This is a genomic window from Bradyrhizobium sp. Ken01 (genome assembly GCF_055807355.1).
In genome coordinates this window covers 1-1,488 of the sequence record NZ_JBVVPC010000128.1, presented here as the reverse complement: position 1 = coordinate 1,488, position 1,488 = coordinate 1, and the positions used below count along the sequence as shown (strand labels likewise).

The window sequence follows — 1,488 nt, the reverse complement described above, 5'->3', positions numbered from 1 at the left end:
CTAGGGCATGCACATATCTCTAAGGCTCCATCCTGCTGCAACGGCGTGGAAGTATTCGAGGCCGTTTTTAAAGGTGATGGGGCCTGGTGGCCTTGAGGATGGGTAACCGTCCCAGCCGCCGAGGCGGCCGATGATCCAGCCGGCCCAAGCGAGACTGTCTGGTGGATGCGGGTTCTTTAGTCGCTTGCTGCTGGCTTCGAGTTGCTGGTTGAGGGCAGCAAGCGCGCCGATCTCGCTGGCCTTGAAGACAGCAAGAACCGGCTGCTGAGCGCCATCGCGGGCCTGGAGAAGTTGGATCGTGATGACAGCCGCCTTGGCGGCGATAGCAATCAGCTTGAGGAGGCGATCGGATGTTCCGACCTGGCTGTCTTCGAGGTGGAAGCCTTGCGTTTTCAAGACGCGGAAGAACTGCTCGATGATCCAGCGCTGCTTGTACCATTGAACGATACGCCATGCGTCTTTGACGCTGGCAATCTCGTGAGAGGTGAGAAGACGCCAGTGCAGCGGCTCTACGCCGGCCCCGGCATCGATCTCGCGCACGTCGACCACTGCCAACGGCAGGCTTTTCGGCAAATGGCGTAGGAACTTACTCTGTGGGCGGGCAAGCTCGATTGCACCAAAGCGGAGCTCGATCTGGGCTAGACGGGCTGGCCGCGCCGCGCGCGCAGGCAGCTCGATCGCACGCCGATCCACCACGGCCATGGCATGGCTGGTCTCATACAAACCGGTGCGATCGGCAAGCTTGCGGTCATGCATGCTGCGCGCGATGACATGGAAGTGCTGCTCAGTCGAACTGGCATAAAGGGCAAAGATATCGCTCTCGCGGTCACCCAGCACGGTGACCGCTGCGGCCTTGGCGAGCAGCGGTCTGGACGCAGCGACGGTGGATGTCCAGCGCCGCGATTCCTTGTCTGATAATTCCCGGTCGTCGTGTGAGGTGGTGCGACGGCCCTCGCGCGTCCAGATCTGCCCGCTCAAAAGTCCAAGACAGGTGCCATCATCGGCATCCACAGCCAGTAGCGGATGCAGCAGCACACCGTAATTATTGCCTTTGCCGATCTCCCCGAGCCCACGCCGGCGTTGCGCCGTGGTGTTGAAGTGGATCTCGCTGGTGTCCTGGATCGCCAGCACGTGGCGGCCCTCTACCGCCGCAACCGTGCCTTCGCCCCAGCTTTCGATAATCCGCTCCGCTGTCACCTTGGCCTGACCGAGAAAGCGGTTGAACCGCACCTCCAACGCACGATTACCCCTGGAAAGCCGCCGCAGACACACCGTTTTGCCCGCGACCATGCGTTCGACGAGCGCCGCCCCCCTTTATCGAGACGACGATCCCCGAACCGGCCTAGCGTCCAGTCAATTTGCGACAACATCACCGCACCCCTAATCCGATCTGAGGTGCCGCAATAGAAATCACACGGTTTCCCGATTCTGGAATCCCCAGATGCCGCTCTGAGTCAATCCGCCGCACCAGATATGTGCATGCCCTAG

General features: G+C 61.2%; 1 protein-coding gene. It reads right to left on the bottom strand.

What is annotated here, in order from left to right:
- A complete protein-coding gene (locus AC0L3S_RS38995) occupies positions 1–1,290 on the bottom strand; it encodes an IS4 family transposase (protein WP_473285259.1) in 1,290 nt (429 codons plus the stop codon).
- Positions 1,291–1,488: the final 198 nt, after the last annotated feature.

Coding starts and splice junctions, on each gene's coding strand:
- AC0L3S_RS38995 (WP_473285259.1), bottom strand. CDS start 1,290: ATGGTCGCGGGCAAAACGGTGTGTCTGCGGCGGCTTTCCAGGGGTAAT.